Source organism: Massilia sp. MP_M2 (genome assembly GCF_039123635.1).
Lineage (GTDB): Bacteria > Pseudomonadota > Gammaproteobacteria > Burkholderiales > Burkholderiaceae_D > Telluria.
In genome coordinates this window covers 911,314-926,950 of sequence record NZ_JBCHJF010000001.1, presented here as the reverse complement: position 1 = coordinate 926,950, position 15,637 = coordinate 911,314, and the positions used below count along the sequence as shown (strand labels likewise).

The window sequence follows — 15,637 nt, the reverse complement described above, 5'->3', positions numbered from 1 at the left end:
ATTCGTCGCGGGCACAGGCGGCCTGGCCGGCATCAGCGGGGCGCGGTATAGTCATCCATCGAACGCCAGTACTTTCTCGAATGCTGGCGCAGCGCCGATCACCATGGATGGCCATGCAGAAAATAGATTTCACAAATTTGATGTGCCTGGCGCAGGCGTCGGCGGCAGTCACGACGCCATGCAGCTGTACCGAGGTGTCCTTGAGCGCCTGGATGGCGCAGCCGTTGACGCTGGAGCTCGACCACTTTGAAGACATCGGCACCTTGCTCGATGACCCATACGACGAGCCGACTTTCACCGAATACCACCCGGCCGGCACGCGTTACGAGAGCGTGGATGCGCCGATCGCACCAAGCTTCTATCCGTATAACCGCTGCACGGTTGCGCGCTGCACGACGTGTGGCCGGTATTACCTTCGCTACAACGAGGCCGGCGGCTACTTTACCGAGTGGCGCATCCGCGCGCTGCAGCCCGCGTTGCTGGTGGCCGCGCGGCCTTGATGCCCCAAGCTTGTTATCATGGCGTTTAGCCGCGCGCCTGTGCGCACGGGTCCATTCAAGCAACGGGAAAACGACATGAAAACCAAGGCAGCAATCGCGTGGAAGGCGGGTCAGCCGCTGACGATCGAAGAAGTGGAGCTCGAAGGCCCGAAGGCCGGTGAAGTGCTGGTCGAAATCAAGGCCACCGGCATTTGCCATACCGACTACTACACGCTGTCGGGCGCCGACCCGGAAGGCATCTTCCCGTCGATCCTGGGCCATGAAGGCGCTGGCGTGGTGGTCGATGTCGGTCCCGGTGTGACCAGCCTTCGTAAAGATGATCACGTGATTCCGCTGTACACGCCGGAATGCCGCCAGTGCAAATTCTGCCTGTCGCAAAAGACCAATCTGTGCCAGGCAATCCGCTCGACGCAGGGCCGCGGCCTGATGCCGGATGCAACGTCGCGCTTCTCGATCGACGGCCAGCCGATCTATCACTACATGGGCACGTCGACCTTTTCGAACTACATCGTGGTACCCGAGATCGCCCTGGCAAAAGTGCGCAACGACGCGCCGTTCGACAAGATCTGCTATATCGGCTGCGGCGTGACCACCGGCATCGGCGCCGTGATCTTCACCGCCAAGGTCGAGGCGGGTGCGAATGTGGTCGTGTTCGGCCTGGGCGGCATCGGCCTGAACGTGATCCAGGCGGCCCGGATGGTGGGTGCCGACAAGATCATCGGTGTCGATCTGAACCCGGAACGCGAAGCGATGGCGCGCAAGTTCGGCATGACCCATTTCATCAATCCTACCCAGGTCGAAAACGTGGTCGACGCCATTGTTGGGCTGACCGATGGCGGCGCCGACTACAGCTTCGAGTGCATCGGCAACGTGAACACGATGCGCCAGGCGCTCGAGTGCTGCCACAAGGGCTGGGGCAAGTCGATCATCATCGGCGTGGCTGCTGCCGGGCAGGAAATCGCCACCCGCCCATTCCAGCTGGTGACCGGCCGCGAATGGAAAGGCTCGGCCTTCGGCGGCGCGCGGGGTCGCACCGACGTGCCGAAGATCGTCGACTGGTACATGGAAAACAAGATCAATATCGACGATCTGATCACCCATCATCTGCCGCTCGAGCGCATCAACGAGGGCTTCGACCTGATGAAGTCGGGCGAATCGATCCGCTCCGTGGTCGTCTATTGATCTCTGCAGGCGTCAAAGCCTGCGCTGTGTGCATGTATACAACGCGGCCTTCGGGCCGCGTTGTCGTTACCGGCCTCGATTGACGGTCTGCTCCGCGATTTCGACGGTCTGTCGCAGCGGGCTGGCTCGTGACGGGACCGGCGGCTAGAGTGATCTCATCGCCGGCGCGTCCGGTCCGTTGTCATCGTTCCTGGCCCAAGGAGAACCCCATGCAGCATTCCACACAGATCACGCGCCGACTGGCGCTTCCTTTCATCGGCCTGGCGCTGTGCGCCGCGTCGCTGGCATTGACCATGCCGGCGCAGGCCACGGCGCAGGATGCCAAGCGCGCCGTGCGCGTGACGCAGGGTGAACCGTACGCCGTCGTGCGCGGCAAGGAAGGCAGCTTCAATATCAGCGGCAGCAGCGACGACTGGCCGGCGGTGAAGGCAGCCCAGCGTGCCATTCCCGGCGAATTCATCTGGTTCCGTGAAGACGGGCGCGATTACGTGATCCAGGATGCGGCAGTCATGGCCCAAGTACGCACGGCCTGGGCGCCGCTGGATCGGCTGGGCGCGCGCATGGACGTGCACAGCAAGCAGATGGATGTCCATAGCAAGAAAATGGACGAACTGGGGCGCCAGATGGACCGGGTTGCCGTCAACAAGGACAATCTGCCGAGCGAGCGCGACATGCGCGAGATCGATGGCGGCATGCAGGCGCTGAGCCAGCATATGGAACGCCTGAGCAGCCAGATGGAAAGTGCGCGTGACCAGACCGAGCGCGAGCGCCTGAGCCGAGAGATGGCGGCGACCGGTGCGCGCATGAACAACGCGGCCCGGCAGATCGGCCAGGCCTACGACTCGCCACAGATGCGCAAGTCGCACGCGTCGATGGAGGCGATTGGCCGCCAGATGGAAGAGGCCGGCAAACCGATGCATGTGCTGGGCGAACGGATGGGCGTGCTGGGCAAGGAAATGGAACGCGAAAGCAAGATCGCCGACAAGACGGTGCGCGCGTTGATCCGCGAAGCACGCGCGAAGGGATTGGCGCGACCGGCCCCGGCTGCGAGCTGATGCGATCCCGATGAAGCGCAGAGGGCGGCCACCGAGCCGCCCTTTTTTGTGCTTCGGCATGGCTGCGGTAATATCTGTTCACAAAAAATTCGCGTGGAATGGGCTGTGTGAAGCGAAATCCACCGGGCTGGCAAGTATATTAGTCAGCCAGGCACGATTGCCGCGCTCGTTGCGCAGCCGCCGATGCAGAACCAGAGACAGAATTACCTATTACGGAGCATTCCTTGGCCCGCCGGATTACCCACCGCAATCTTCCCCAGCTTTTTCTGAAGGCACGCGAATCCTTGTTGCTGCACTTCCGTCCCATCCTCAACCATTTTGGCGTGACCGAGCAACAATGGCGCATCCTGCGCGTGCTGGACGAGCACGAGCAACTGGAACCACGGGAGATGTGCGAACTGTGCCAGATTCTGAGCCCGAGCATGACGGGCGTGCTGTCGCGGATGGAAGAGCTGGGGCTGATCGAGCGCGAGCGTGTGGCAACCGACCAGCGCCGCATCTGGGTGCGTCTTGCCCCGAAGGGCGACCGCCTGATCGATGACATCGCGCCGCTCATCGAGCGTCAGTACAAACTGATCGAGACGGCCTACGGCACGCAGATCGTTGCTGATCTGTCGCTTGCGCTGGAAGGCTTCATTGCTGCGCAGACGACGGCGGTCGAGCGGGTGGCGCTGCCGGCGTCGATCAAGCCGGTCAATAGCCGCCGGCCGTGACCGGCGTGCCTGTGCCAGTGCGCGCGTCGATCAATGCTGCTCGACCTTGCCGCGCCACGCACCGGTTTCGCCCCCACGCTGCTCGAGCAGCTCCTTGAAGTTGGCCAGGTTGGCGCGCGCTTCCATGCGCACGGCACCCAGGGCGTCGCCCAGGGTTTCCAGCGCGCCTTCCGGCTCGTAATCCATCTGCAGCGCAATGCGCGTGACGGTGTCGGAGATCTTGTGGAAGGTGACGACGCCGCCGTTTTTCACACCCGTGACGCTGCGCCAGGCGATGCGCTCGTCCGGAATCTGCTCGGTGATCTCGGCATCCCATTCTTTCTCTTCGCCGGCGACGTTGGCGCGCCAGTGCAGGTGCTGCTCGTCGAGCTGGCGGACTTCCTTCACGCTTTTCATGAATTGCGGGAAATCTTCGAATTGCGTGAACTGGTTATAGGCAGTTTGAACGGGCACATTGATCTCGATGGTTTCGACGATCCCCGAGCTGGCACCGAAGCCGTTGTTTCCCTTGAATTTTTTCGACAGCATCACGCCGCCAACGGCCAGTGCGGCCATGATCACTACGCGTCCTAGCATGATCATTCTCCTGGTTAAGATTTTCACGAGTTTGTCGCAACGTTGGGTTGACCATAAGGCAAATGCGCAACGCGGGGCGCGCGCTTGGGATGCGCTTTGTACGAAATTGCGCGAAGTTAATGGGATTTCTGAAATGAAATGCCCGGGGTTGCACTTCATGCAGTCCACATTGAAATACTGGCACGAAAGTGGGACGATGGTTTCTTGCCGGCATTGCAGTCGGCCGCTTGCCTCATAAGGAATCCGCCATGCCCATCTCATCCGCCACCAAACGGCGCCGTCTTTGCCTGGCTCTGCCAGCCGTCATCCTGGCCGGCGCAACCAGCGCCGCTGCCCAGGCTCAATCGCGGCTGGGCATCACGCCGGCCCGTATGCTGGGCGTCGGTGGCTATGACGTGGCGCTGAGCGTGGATCTGTTCGGCGAGTCGAGCCGGCACGTCGTACGGGCCTGGAACACCGAACGCGTCACGGTCAGTGGCAGCCACAGCGATACGCCATGGCACCTGGAATTCATCATCACGCGCTTCAAAGACGGCGAAAAACTACTGGTGAGTACAAAGCTGATGAGCGGCGCCGATGTGTTGGCTGCACCGGTGCGCACCAGCGACTTCGGCCAGCGCGTGGTCGTACGCGCCGACGAGGCGATGAATGTGGCGCTGGTGATCAAAAACGTTTGATGCAGCCGGTGATGGTACGTACGCCACGAAACTGGATGGGCATACAGTATATCGCGGCGGTATAATGGCCGGATGCTGAAACTCGACACCCTGAATCCTGAACAATTTGCCGCCGTCACCTTGCCGGCGCAAAGCGCCCTGATCCTGGCCGGCGCCGGCTCGGGCAAGACGCGCGTGCTGACCACGCGCATCGCCTGGCTGATCCAGACCAACCAGGTCTCGCCTGCCGGCATCATGGCGGTGACGTTCACGAACAAGGCTGCGAAAGAAATGCTCACGCGGCTGTCGTCAATGCTGCCGATTAACACGCGCGGCATGTGGATCGGCACCTTCCACGGCCTGTGCAACCGGTTGCTGCGCACGCATTACCGCGATGCCGCGCTGCCGCAGACGTTTCAGATTCTCGATTCGCAAGACCAGCTTTCGCTGATCAAGCGCATGCTCAAGGCGCATAACGTCGACGATGACAAGTACCCGGCCAAGGCGCTGATGTACTTCATCAACAACGCAAAAGACCAGGGCCTGCGCGCCTCGCAGGTCGAGGCCTACGATCCGATCGAGCGCCGCATGGTCGAGCTCTACGAGCTCTACGACCAGCAATGCCAGCGCGAAGGCGTCGTCGATTTCGCCGAACTGCTGCTGCGCTCCTACGAACTTCTTGCACGCAATACGCCGCTACGCCACCACTACCAGATGCGCTTTCGCCACATCCTGGTCGACGAGTTCCAGGATACCAATGACCTGCAATACAATCTGCTGAAGTTGCTGGCAGGGCAGGGCGAATCGGGCGGCGGCGCCATCTTCGCTGTCGGCGACGATGACCAGAGCATCTATGCCTTCCGCGGCGCCAACGTCGGCAATATGTCGGCGTTCGAACGCGACTACCAGGTCAAGAACCTGATCAAGCTCGAGCAGAATTACCGCTCGCACGGTCACATCCTCGACAGCGCCAACTTCCTGATCGCCAACAATGCCAAGCGTCTGGGCAAGAACCTGCGCACGGATGCCGGCCAGGGCGAGCAGGTACGCGTCTATGAGGCTTCGTCCGATCTCGAAGAAGCGCAGTGGATCATCGAAGAATCCAAGAGCCTGATGAACGAGGGCATGGGCCGCAACGAAATCGCGATCCTGTACCGCAGCAATGCCCAAAGCCGCGTGATCGAGCATGCGCTGTTTGCGGCCGGCATTCCCTACACTGTGTACGGCGGCCTGCGCTACTTCCAGCGCGCCGAGGTCAAGCACGCGATCGCCTACCTGCAGCTGATGGACAACCCGCACAACGATTCGGCCTTCATGCGCGTGGTGAACTTCCCCACGCGCGGTATCGGCGCGCGCTCGATCGAGCAGTTGCAGATGGCGGCCGACAGCTACGGCATTTCGCTGTACGCGGCCGTGCCGTACATGACAGGCAAGGCCGGCACCGTGCTGGGGAACTTCGTCAAGCTGATCGAAGGCGCACGCTTCGAGACCCAGCAATTGCCGCTGCCCGAACTGGTGCGCGTGGTGCTCGAGCGCAGTACGCTGCTGTCGCATTACGGCAACGAAAAAGAAGGCGCCGACCGTATCGAGAACCTGGAGCAGATGGTCAGCGCCGCGACCCAGTTCGTGCAAGAAGAAGGGTTTGGCACGCAGGCGCCGGCCCATCTCGGGCCGCCGGCACAGGCGCAGGCCGGTGAATCGGTCGTGTACCAGGATGGCATCGAGATCCTCGACGGCGGCGCGCCGCTGCCCACCGTGATGTCGCCGCTGTCGGCGTTCCTGTCGCATGCATCGCTCGAAGCGGGCGACGCCCAGGCGCAGGCCGGGCAAGAGGCGCTGCAACTGATGACGGTGCACTCGGCCAAGGGCCTTGAATTCGACGCCGTGTTCATCACCGGCCTCGAAGAAGGCCTGTTCCCGCACGAGAGCAGTTCGCGCGAGCTTGACGGTGTCGACGAAGAACGGCGCCTGATGTACGTGGCGATCACGCGCGCGCGCCGCCGTCTGTACATGAGCTTTACGCAGCAGCGCATGCTGCATGGCCAGACCCGCTTCAACATGAAATCACGCTTCTTCGACGAACTGCCCGAAGAATCGATCAAGTGGCTCTCGCCACGCGTGCAGGGCAACTGGTTCGGTGGGCGCAAGTCGACCACGGCATGGGACGACGCCAAGTTCCGCGAAGGCGGCAGCGACAACAAGATCGCGCAGCAGATCACGCAAAAATCGGGCAACGGTACCGGCTGGCGGGTGGGCGAGAGTGTAGCCCACGCCAAGTTCGGCGAAGGCGTGATCGTCAATATCGAGGGCGGCGCCGGCGCGGCGCGGGCCCAGATCAACTTTGGTTCGGCGGGCGTGAAGGTACTGGATCTGTCGATCGCGAAGCTGGAACGGCTGGGCCGCTAAGGGGGCAGGTCACGTTGGCGGCATGGCCGCCAACGTGTACGGATCGTTACTTACCGCTGCTTGTCGAGGCTGACCTTGTTGCCGGGCTCTGCTGGCGGCTTGCCGAAGATCTCGCGGTAACCCACATACAGCGCGCACTGCAGCAGCAGGATGAACAAAAAGATCACCCACATGATCACCACGCGCGCGATGCTGCTGGCGCCCAGGATGACGGCGATCACCATGCACACGGTAAAGAAGATGCCGAACCACGCCAGCAGCATCACGACGAAAATGCCCGCGCTGCGCTTGACGGCAAAGAAGCTGTAGAACACGGCCTTGAATGGCGGCATTTTCTGCCAGTACGTCAGCGGCGCCGCAAAGCACAGCGAGATCAAGGCCACCACGTCGAGCGCGAAAATCAGAAACATCGCCAGCACGTCCTGTCCGGCCAGCACGGCCGGGGTGCCACTGGCGCCCTGGGCCTGCACCTGCGCCCAGAAGTCCGGTTGCACGGCGAAGCGCGTGATCAGGGCCAAGATCAGCGACACGCCCAGATAGACGATGCCGACCTTGCACAGCTCGCGCAGCACCGGCTTGCGAAAACCCGTGAGCGCCACGGCCGGCGTGACGCGCTGGCCGTTCTCGATCATCGAGCAGGCCATCATGAACGCCATCGAGAACGAGGGAATCAAGACCACCGCCACCATCGCGCCCAGCAGCGGCACGGCGCTGATCAGGATACTGACCAGGATATTGGCGAACAGCAGCGTGGTCAGCGCGGCCGGTTGTTGACGAAACAGCAGGGCGCCGTTCTTGAGCCAGGTCCAGCCGGTAGATGCAGGTAGTTTGTTCATGTAAGGACAGTGGTGGGCAAGCCCGGCGCGGGCCGCGCAATGCGCTCGCGCAGAATACGTTCGAAATGGGTGGGGTCGTGCGGCGTTAGCAGCTCGGCCGCGCGTGGAAGGTGCAAATCATACAGGCGCGACAGCCAGAAGCGTAGTGCGCCCGCGCGCAGCAGCGGTTGCCAGGCTTCGCGCTCGTGGTCGGTAAACGGCCGCACCGCGTGGTAGGCATCGAGCAGGGCGCGCACGCGCGCTTCGTCGAGCTCCCCCGTGGCCAGGTTGACGCACCAGTCGTTGACGGTCACGGCCACGTCGTACAGCCAGGTGTCGATACCGGCAAAGTAAAAGTCGAAACAGCCGCTCAGGCGCTCGCCCTCGAACATCACGTTATTGCGAAACAGGTCGGCGTGCACGGGGCCGCGCGTCAGGCTGGCATAGGTAGCGCTTGCGGCAAAGGCGGCCTGGTACGCGACCTCGTCCTGCAGCAGCGTCGCTTCGGCCTCGCTCAGCAAGGGGGCGACCTCGGGCGCGGTCGCCGTCCACCAGTCGATGCCGCGCAGATTCGGCTGCTGCAGCGCAAAATCCTGCGCCGCCAGGTGCATCCGCGCCAGCATGCGACCCACTTCGGCGCAGTGCACCGGCTGGGGAGCAAGTTGCGAGCTGCCCTCGAGGCGGCTGACGATGATCGCCGGCTTGCCGTGCAGACTCACGATCAGTTCGCCGTCGTTGTTGGGCACCGGCGCCGGCACGGGAATGCCGCGCTCGGCCAGATGGCGCATCAGGTTGACGTAAAAGGGAAGCTGGTCGAAGCGCAGGTTCTCGAAGATCGTCAGCACAAAATGACCAGACTGCGTACCGTGCTCGGTATTCAGGAAGAAATTGCTGTTGTCGATGCCGGAGGAAATGCCTTCGAGCCCGACGGCTTCGCCGAGGGGAAATTGCTTGATCCACTGGTGAAGGTCATCCAGTGAGACCGCGGTAAAAACTGCCATGAGCTAGCAAGAAAGAGAAGTGGACGATGGCCGCGACACTGCCGCGCGAACGCGGCAGGCGGGATCATTATTTGGTGGTTGGCGCGAGTGCGGGCGGCGGCGGCACGTCGGCGCGGGCCGGGACTGTCCCGGCTGCACCTGCACGGGCTGGCGCTGCGGCGGCCGGCTGCTCGTCGGCGTTCTGTTTCTTGGGATTGCCAAAATCAAATTCCATCACTTGCCATTGTGGGGCGCGGATGCTGCTGCCCGAGATGTCGCCTGGTTGGGCATTTCCCGGTGCAACGTTGGGTTTCATGGTGTAGCGGCTTGGGCCAGCTTGGACTTCGACTTCGTTGACCTTGCCATCATTGCCGCGCTTCTCGGTAATGACCGTGCCTTTACGCGGCGGGATTGTCGTGGCCGGCACGTCGCTGCCCGGTTCGATGCGCTCGAGCTGCGGTGGCGCGTCGCTGGGCCGTTGTTGCTGGGCTGGCGAAGCTGGCGTCGTGGCGCGTGGCGCAGGCTGGGTCTGTGTTTGCGGTGGTGTGGTCGGCTGCGCCGATGCCAGACCCGCGTGGGCGAACAGGCACAGCGTCAGGAGGGCAAAGCGTGGTGTCGAGCGCAGCATGATGGTCACCTAATGTCGTTTAGTCCATTGTAGCAAACAGTACCACCTCCCTGTGAAACGTGTGCCACGTCCCATGATTGCCGCGAGGAATTGAGACGCTGGAGCAGGCGCTGCTCATCGTGCGGATTCTGCGATAATGGCAGCAACCCTGGCGCCACTCTGGACGCCGCATGCTTACCTGATTTTCGCCCCCTATGGACAATACCCTTCTGCTCGTCGACGGTTCCAGCTATCTCTACCGTGCCTTCCACGCATTGCCCGACTTGAGGAGCCCGGACGGCTTCCCGACCGGCGCCATGCACGGCATGGTCAATATGCTGCGCCGCCTGCGCGCCGACTTCCCGGCCGCCTACATTGCCTGCGTGTTCGATGCCAAGGGCAAGACCTTCCGCGACGATCTGTATCCCGAGTACAAGGCCACGCGCGCGTCGATGCCGGAAGACCTGGGCAAGCAGATCGAGCCGATCCACGAAGTGGTGCGCTATATGGGCTGGCCGATCCTGATGGTCGACGGCGTCGAAGCCGACGACGTGATCGGCACGCTGGCCGTGCAAGCCGCCGCGCGCGGCATGAAGACGGTCGTCTCCACCGGCGACAAGGACCTGGCCCAGCTCGTCAACGACAAAGTCATGCTGATCAATACGATGAGCAACGAGCGCCTGGACGACGCCGGCGTACTGGCCAAGTTCGGCGTGCCACCGAACCGCATCATCGATTACCTGACGCTCGTCGGCGACACCGTCGACAATGTGCCCGGCGTGCCCAAGTGCGGCCCCAAGACAGCCGTCAAGTGGCTCACGCTGCACGGCTCGCTCGACGGCGTGATGGAAAACGCCGGCAGTATCGGTGGCGCCGTGGGCGAGAACCTGCGCGCGGCGCTCGACTGGCTGCCGAAAGGCCGCGAGCTGATCACCGTGAAAACCGACTGCGACCTGGTCGAGCACGTGGTGTCGTTCGAAGAAACGCTCGTCGGTCGACCAGAGAACGCCGACGCGCTGCGCGACTTCTTCAGCCGCTACGGCTTCAAGACGATGCTGCGCGACCTGGGCGGCGCGAAACCGGGCGACGGCAGCGTGCGGCCGGCCGCCGGCAGCGCGCCGGGTGGCGGCCCGCTCAATTCGCCCGAAGGCGCGCAGGCCACGCTGGACGGCATGCCGGTCATCAAGGGCGAGTACGAGACGATTCTCACCGACGCGCAGCTGGACACCTGGCTGGCGCTGATCGACGCGGCCGCACTGACGTCGGTCGACACCGAAACCACATCGCTCGACCCAATGACGGCGCAGATGGTCGGTATCTCGCTGTCGGTCGAACCGGGCAAGGGCGCCTACATCCCGCTGGCGCACCGCTACGCCGGCGCGCCCGACCAGCTCCAGCGCGAACACGTGCTCGAAAAGATGCGCGCCTGGCTGGAAAACCCGGCCAAGCCGAAGCTCGGCCAGAACCTCAAGTACGACATGCACATCTTCGCCAACCATGGCGTGACCCTGAAGGGCATCGTGCACGACACGCTGCTGCAGTCGTACGTGTTCGAGTCGCACAAGCCGCACGATATGGACACGATGGCCATGCGCCACCTGGGCTACAAGACGATTCCGTTCGTCGACGTGTGCGGCAAGGGCGTCAACCAGATCTGTTTCGATCAGGTCGAACTGGGCCGCGCCACCGAATATGCGGCCGAGGATTCCGACATCACGCTGCGCCTGCACGGGTCCATGCTGCCGCACGTCGACGCCGACAAGGGCCTCACGTACATCTACCGCGACATCGAGATGCCGACGATGGAAGTGCTGCACAAGATCGAGCGCAATGGCGTGCTGATCGACAGCGAGCTGCTGGGCGTGCAATCGAACGAATTGGGCAAGCGCATGCTCGAACTCGAGCAGCAGGCCTATGAGCTGGCCGGCGGCCCGTTCAATCTGGGTTCGCCGAAACAGATCGGCGAAATCTTCTTCGTCAAACTCGGCCTGCCGGTGATCAAGAAGACCGCCACGGGCGCTGCGTCGACCGACGAAGAAGTGCTGCAAAAGCTGGCCGAGGATTACCCGCTGCCAAAGATCCTGCTGGAGCACCGCGGCATGTCCAAGCTCAAGTCGACCTACACCGACAAGCTGCCGAAGATGGTCAACGCCAGCACGGGGCGCGTGCACACCAACTACTCGCAGGCGGTCGCGATCACGGGCCGCCTGTCGTCCAATGAGCCGAACCTGCAGAACATCCCGGTGCGCAATGCCGAAGGGCGCCGCATCCGCGAAGCCTTCATCGCGCCGCCCGGTAGCTTGATCGTCTCGGCCGACTATTCGCAGATCGAGCTGCGCATCATGGCGCATATCTCGGGCGACGCTGCAATGCTCAAGGCCTTTGCCGATGGCGAAGACATCCACCGCGCGACGGCCGCCGAGATCTTCGGCATCCCGCCAGCGGACGTGCAGAGCGAACAGCGCCGCTACGCCAAGGTCATCAACTTCGGCCTGATCTACGGCATGAGTGCCTTCGGTCTGGCGGCCAACCTGAACATCGAACGGGGCGCGGCGGCCAATTACATCGAGCGCTATTTCGCACGCTTCTCGGGCGTCAAGCAGTATATGGACGAGACGCGCCTGCAGGCCAAGGCGCGCGGTTACGTTGAAACGGTGTTCGGCCGCCGCCTGTGGCTGCCCGAGATCAATTCGCCGAACGGCCCGCGCCGCGCCGGCGCCGAACGGGCCGCGATCAATGCGCCGATGCAGGGCACGGCGGCCGATCTGATCAAGCTGGCGATGATCGCCGTGCAAGAATGGATCGAAGGCGCCGGGCTTGCCACGCGCATGATCATGCAGGTGCACGATGAACTGGTGCTCGAAGTGCCGCAGGCCGAACTCGACCTGGTGCGCGTGAAGCTGCCCGAACTGATGGCCGGCGTGGCAACGCTGAAGGTGCCGCTGGTGGCCGAAACGGGCGTGGGCGAAAACTGGGAAAAGGCACACTAAACCGTAGAGTGGACGGCTACGCCGTCCACGCGTTCAACCGCGCGTGGAGCAGCGTTGAACGCGCTTCGCATACCCATCACCACCAGAAACCCCTCCTCATCAGATGTGCGGCATCGGCACTGGCACGCAGCTGTCCCGCAAAATCCGTTGCAGAGCGCGTATTTTTCTCGCAATTTATATGTGAGAATAAGTAATGCCTACGCAACCCGATTACGCGGCACTGTTCGCGGCCTCGCCGTATCCTTACCTGCTCATCAACCGGGCCTTCACCATCATTGGTGCGAATCCCGCCTATCTGCAGTCGACCGGGCGCACTGCGCAGCAGATCGTGGGCAAGCATATCTTCGAGGCCTTTCCGGCCGATCCAAACGACCCGGAATCGACCAACCTGGCCGAAGTGCGCATCTCGATCGAACAAGCCTTCGCCACGAAGCAGCCGCACACCAGCGCGCTGCTGCGTTACGCGATACTGCGCGAGACGCCTGATGGCAGCGTGTTCGACGAGCGTTACTGGAGCGCGATCCACACGCCGGTATTCGACGCTGACGGCGACGTGGCGTTCGTGTCGCAGAACGCCATTGACGTAACGGACCTGTACCGCTTCGACGTCGACACCCACAATTACTACCTCAAGCAGGGTGTGAGTGCGGTGCCGTACATCCCGCAGATGAACCGGCCGCAGATGCACGAGGCAATGACGCGCATCCTGAGCCTGGAGCGCAGCCAGTTGCAGAAGATGTTCAACCAGGCCCCGAGTTTCATTGCGGTGCTCACGGGTGCGCAGCATGTGTTCGAGATGGCCAATGAAGCGTATTACCAGCTGGTCGGGCACCGCGAACTGATTGGCAAGCCCTTGCTCGAAGCAATACCCGAGGTGGCGGCGCAGGGCGTGCATCGCGTGCTCGATGAGGTCTTCGCGAGCGGCGAGCCGGTCGTGCTGCGCGACTCGAAGGTCTCGCTGCAGCGCCATCCTGACGGCCCACTCGAGGACCGGTACATCGACCTGCTGTACCAGCCGATCGTCGACCAGGACGGGCGGGTGACAGGCATCTTTGCCCAGGGTAGCGACGTTACCGGCGCCTATCACGCGGCGCAGGCGTTGTCCGAGAAAGTCCAGCAGCTCGAAGAGGTCCGCGAGAATCAGGCCTTCCAGCTGGCGCTGGCCGACCGCATTCGCCAGTTCGATGACGTCGATGACGTGACCGGGGCGGCGTGCGCGCTGCTGGGACAGGCGCTGCAGACATCGCGTGTGCTGTATGCCCAGATCGACGACGACAAGGGCAACGTCGCGATCGTGCGCGACTGGACCGCCGAGGGTTTTCCAAGCCTGGCCGGCAAAGTCATGGTCATGGACGATTTCGGCCCGCCGATGATCGCCGCGCTGCGCGCCGGGCAGACGGTCGTCAACCACGATGTCACGCAAGACAGTCGCACGGCGGGCAATATCGGCATCTATGCGGCGATCGGCGTCGGCGCCGATCTGCTGGTCCCGTACATCAAGGCCGGCAGAATGCTCGTCGTGCTGACGGTGCAGAATGCCACGCCGCGCCGCTGGCGCGAGGCCGAGATCCGGATGGTGCAGGAAACCGCCGAGCGCACCTGGTCAGCGGTCGAAGCAGCCCGTGCCCGCGCCGCGCTGCGCCGAGAACGCGATCAGAGCCAGAGCATCTTCGACAGCATGGGCGAAGGCTTCGCCGTGCTGGATAAACACTGGACGATCCTGCGCATGAACGCCGAAGGCCTGCGCCTGACCCAGTGCCGGGCCGAGGACGTGATCGGCCACAACCACTGGGCCGTCTGGCCCGAACTGCTGGGCACCTCTGCCGAGACCGTGTTCCGGCGTGTGATGGACACCGGCGCCACCGAACTGATCGAGCTGGCCCATCGCTTGCCGGACGGACGGCAGGTATGGATCGAGACCCGCACCCATCGGTCGTCCAGTGGCGGCATTGCGTTCTTCTTCCGCGACGTCACCGAGCGCCGTCAGGCGCAAGAGCAACTGACCGTCGCCGATCGCCGCAAGGATGAATTCCTGGCGATGCTGGCGCACGAGCTGCGCAATCCGCTCGCGCCGATCGGCGCGGCTGCCGACCTGCTGCAACGGGCGCGGCTCGATGAGGCGCAGGTGCGCAAGACCAGCCAGATCATCGGCCGCCAGGTACGCCACATGACGAGTCTCGTCGACGACTTGCTCGACGTCTCGCGCGTGACGCGCGGGCTGGTAGCGCTGCACACCGAGCGCCTGGACCTCCGGCATATCGTGAACGACGCGATCGAGCAGGTCACGCCCCTGATCCACACCCGCCGCCATCACCTGGCACTCGAACTGCCGCCGCAGGCGCCGCTGGTCGAGGGCGACCATAAACGCCTGGTGCAGGTGCTGGCCAACCTGCTCAGCAATGCGGCGAAGTACACGCCCGAAGGTGGGCACATCACATTGAGCACCGAAGTGCGCGCCACGCACGTGCTGCTGCACGTGAAGGACAACGGTATCGGCATGGCGCCTGAACTGGTCGCGCGTGCGTTCGAGCTGTTTTCGCAGGCCGAGCGCTCGTCGGATCGCTCGCTGGGCGGCCTGGGTCTGGGGCTGGCGCTGGTGAAAAGCCTGATCGACCTGCATCACGGCAGCGTCACCTGCCAGAGCGAGGGGCAGGGCAAGGGCAGCACCTTCACGGTATGCCTGCCGTGCATGCATAGCGAGACGCCGTTCGCCGAGTCGCCGGCCGCTGGCAAGATGGACGCAGCGGCGCCATCCGACCAGTTGCGCATCATGGTCGTGGACGATAACGTGGACGCGGCGGCGATGCTCGCGCTGCTGCTCGAATCGAACGGGCACGAGGTGCACGTCGAACATGCCGCGCTGCCGGCACTGTCCGCATCCGAGCACGCGGCCCCGCATGTGTTCCTGCTCGATATCGGCCTGCCCGACATCGATGGCATCGAACTGGCCAGGCGCCTGCGCGCGCGGTCCAACGCGCAGCATGCGGTGCTGGTGGCGATCACCGGCTACGGCCAGGAGCAGGATCGCGCGCGCACGGCGGCCGCCGGCTTCAACCACCATCTGGTCAAGCCGGTCGATATGCAGAAGCTGTACGCGATCCTGGACGACGTGGTGCCTGCGCACACGTAGCGCAGTGTGCGCCATGTGCGCCCGGCG

Annotated in this window: 12 protein-coding genes; 8 read left to right on the top strand and 4 right to left on the bottom strand. The window is 63.4% G+C overall.

Annotation, left to right across the window (positions count from 1 at the left end; translation table 11 throughout):
• Positions 1-113: 113 nt before the first annotated feature.
• From RCH14_RS04160 to hpaR, 4 genes are all read left to right on the top strand, one after another.
• A complete protein-coding gene (locus RCH14_RS04160; protein WP_343024883.1) occupies positions 114-500 on the top strand; it encodes a hypothetical protein in 387 nt (128 codons plus the stop codon).
• Positions 501-575: 75 nt separating this feature from the next.
• Positions 576-1,682 carry an S-(hydroxymethyl)glutathione dehydrogenase/class III alcohol dehydrogenase gene (locus tag RCH14_RS04155; RefSeq protein ID WP_343024882.1) on the top strand — a complete coding sequence of 369 codons (1,107 nt, stop codon included), beginning with the start codon at positions 576-578 and terminating at the stop codon, positions 1,680-1,682.
• A 209-nt stretch (positions 1,683-1,891) separates the two neighbouring features.
• Positions 1,892-2,737 (top strand): hypothetical protein, encoded by an 846-nt coding sequence (locus tag RCH14_RS04150; protein WP_343024881.1) that lies wholly within the window; start codon positions 1,892-1,894, stop codon positions 2,735-2,737.
• Positions 2,738-2,961: 224 nt separating this feature from the next.
• Positions 2,962-3,450, top strand: coding sequence for a homoprotocatechuate degradation operon regulator HpaR (gene hpaR, locus RCH14_RS04145; protein ID WP_343024880.1), 489 nt, complete (start codon positions 2,962-2,964; stop codon positions 3,448-3,450).
• A gap of 30 nt (positions 3,451-3,480) precedes the next feature.
• Here hpaR and RCH14_RS04140 read toward each other — a convergent pair whose 3' ends face one another.
• Positions 3,481-4,026, bottom strand: coding sequence for an SRPBCC family protein (locus RCH14_RS04140; protein WP_343024879.1), 546 nt, complete (start codon positions 4,024-4,026; stop codon positions 3,481-3,483).
• A gap of 248 nt (positions 4,027-4,274) precedes the next feature.
• Here RCH14_RS04140 and RCH14_RS04135 point away from each other — a divergent pair, with 248 nt between their 5' ends.
• Both RCH14_RS04135 and RCH14_RS04130 read left to right on the top strand, forming a co-directional pair.
• Complete coding sequence (locus RCH14_RS04135) at positions 4,275-4,703, top strand: hypothetical protein (protein ID WP_343024878.1); 429 nt, start codon at positions 4,275-4,277, stop codon at positions 4,701-4,703.
• 72 nt (positions 4,704-4,775) lie between these two features.
• Positions 4,776-7,088 carry a UvrD-helicase domain-containing protein gene (locus RCH14_RS04130; protein WP_343024877.1) on the top strand — a complete coding sequence of 771 codons (2,313 nt, stop codon included), beginning with the start codon at positions 4,776-4,778 and terminating at the stop codon, positions 7,086-7,088.
• A gap of 50 nt (positions 7,089-7,138) precedes the next feature.
• Here the strand turns inward: RCH14_RS04130 and RCH14_RS04125 are convergent, their stop codons facing one another.
• From RCH14_RS04125 to RCH14_RS04115, 3 genes are all read right to left on the bottom strand, one after another.
• The gene (locus RCH14_RS04125) at positions 7,139-7,924 is read right to left on the bottom strand and encodes a BPSS1780 family membrane protein (RefSeq protein WP_343024876.1); all 786 of its coding nucleotides are present in this window, start codon (positions 7,922-7,924) and stop codon (positions 7,139-7,141) included.
• The gene (locus RCH14_RS04120; RefSeq protein WP_343024875.1) at positions 7,921-8,904 is read right to left on the bottom strand and encodes a homoserine kinase; all 984 of its coding nucleotides are present in this window, start codon (positions 8,902-8,904) and stop codon (positions 7,921-7,923) included. The genes RCH14_RS04125 and RCH14_RS04120 overlap by 4 nt, the downstream gene beginning before the upstream one ends.
• A 67-nt stretch (positions 8,905-8,971) precedes the next feature.
• Entirely contained in the window at positions 8,972-9,511 is a 540-nt protein-coding gene (locus tag RCH14_RS04115) for a hypothetical protein (protein ID WP_343025045.1), read from the bottom strand.
• 194 nt (positions 9,512-9,705) lie between these two features.
• Here RCH14_RS04115 and polA point away from each other — a divergent pair, with 194 nt between their 5' ends.
• Both polA and RCH14_RS04105 read left to right on the top strand, forming a co-directional pair.
• Entirely contained in the window at positions 9,706-12,480 is a 2,775-nt protein-coding gene (gene polA / locus RCH14_RS04110; protein ID WP_343024874.1) for a DNA polymerase I, read from the top strand.
• A 193-nt stretch (positions 12,481-12,673) separates the two neighbouring features.
• Positions 12,674-15,610 carry a PAS domain-containing protein gene (locus RCH14_RS04105; RefSeq protein ID WP_343024873.1) on the top strand — a complete coding sequence of 979 codons (2,937 nt, stop codon included), beginning with the start codon at positions 12,674-12,676 and terminating at the stop codon, positions 15,608-15,610.
• Positions 15,611-15,637: the final 27 nt, after the last annotated feature.

Excerpts from the sequence above, each read along its gene's own strand:
- RCH14_RS04135 (WP_343024878.1), top strand. The coding sequence starts at position 4,275 with ATGCCCATCTCATCCGCCACCAAACGGCGCCGTCTTTGCCTGGCTCTG.
- RCH14_RS04120 (WP_343024875.1), bottom strand. The coding sequence starts at position 8,904 with ATGGCAGTTTTTACCGCGGTCTCACTGGATGACCTTCACCAGTGGATC.
- RCH14_RS04125 (WP_343024876.1), bottom strand. The coding sequence starts at position 7,924 with ATGAACAAACTACCTGCATCTACCGGCTGGACCTGGCTCAAGAACGGC.
- RCH14_RS04150 (WP_343024881.1), top strand. The coding sequence starts at position 1,892 with ATGCAGCATTCCACACAGATCACGCGCCGACTGGCGCTTCCTTTCATC.
- polA (WP_343024874.1), top strand. The coding sequence starts at position 9,706 with ATGGACAATACCCTTCTGCTCGTCGACGGTTCCAGCTATCTCTACCGT.
- RCH14_RS04155 (WP_343024882.1), top strand. The coding sequence starts at position 576 with ATGAAAACCAAGGCAGCAATCGCGTGGAAGGCGGGTCAGCCGCTGACG.
- RCH14_RS04115 (WP_343025045.1), bottom strand. The coding sequence starts at position 9,511 with ATGCTGCGCTCGACACCACGCTTTGCCCTCCTGACGCTGTGCCTGTTC.
- RCH14_RS04105 (WP_343024873.1), top strand. The coding sequence starts at position 12,674 with ATGCCTACGCAACCCGATTACGCGGCACTGTTCGCGGCCTCGCCGTAT.
- RCH14_RS04140 (WP_343024879.1), bottom strand. The coding sequence starts at position 4,026 with ATGCTAGGACGCGTAGTGATCATGGCCGCACTGGCCGTTGGCGGCGTG.
- RCH14_RS04130 (WP_343024877.1), top strand. The coding sequence starts at position 4,776 with ATGCTGAAACTCGACACCCTGAATCCTGAACAATTTGCCGCCGTCACC.
- RCH14_RS04160 (WP_343024883.1), top strand. The coding sequence starts at position 114 with ATGCAGAAAATAGATTTCACAAATTTGATGTGCCTGGCGCAGGCGTCG.